The following is a 668-nucleotide window of genomic DNA, read 5'->3' on the forward strand; positions in this document are numbered from 1 at the left end:
CCGTTGAGGAACTGCTTGACCACCGGCTCCTCCGAGGTCAACAACACCTCACGCGGACCGAACATCACCAACTGACGGCGGAACAACATGCCGATGTTGTCCGGCACCGTACGCGCCAGGTTGATGTTGTGGGTCACGATCAGGATCGTCGCGTCGATCTGAGCGTTGATATCGATCAACAACTGGCTCAGGTACGAGGTACGCACCGGGTCCAGACCGGAGTCCGGTTCGTCGACCAGGATGATCTGCGGGTCCAGCACCAGAGCACGCGCCAACCCGGCACGTTTGCGCATACCACCGGAGATCTCCCCGGGCAGCTTGCCCTCGGCCCCCAGCAGACCGGTCAGCTCCAGCTTCTCCATCACGATCTGCCGGATCTCGGACTCGGACTTCTTGGTGTGCTCGCGCAGCGGGAACGCCACATTGTCGAACAGGTTCATCGACCCGAACAACGCGCCGTCCTGGAACAACACCCCGAACAGCTTGCGGATCTCGTAGAGCTCTTTGTTCGAACACGTCGTGATATCGGTGCCACCGATGAAGATCGAACCCCGCTCCGGACGCAACAACCCGATCAGCGACTTCAAGAACACCGACTTACCCGTACCCGAGGGGCCCAGCAGGGCACTGACCTCACCGGCGGGCAGCGTGATCGAGACATCCTGCCA

At 61.2% G+C, this 668-nt stretch carries 1 protein-coding gene; it reads right to left on the minus strand.

The genetic code is table 11. The features are described 5' to 3' along the window. A partial coding sequence (locus tag NS3_RS28140) for an ABC transporter ATP-binding protein (RefSeq protein WP_174550532.1) occupies positions 1–668 on the minus strand: 668 nt, incomplete at both ends.

The organism is Nocardia shimofusensis NBRC 100134 (assembly GCF_001613125.1).
Classification (GTDB): Bacteria; Actinomycetota; Actinomycetes; order Mycobacteriales; family Mycobacteriaceae; genus Nocardia; species Nocardia shimofusensis.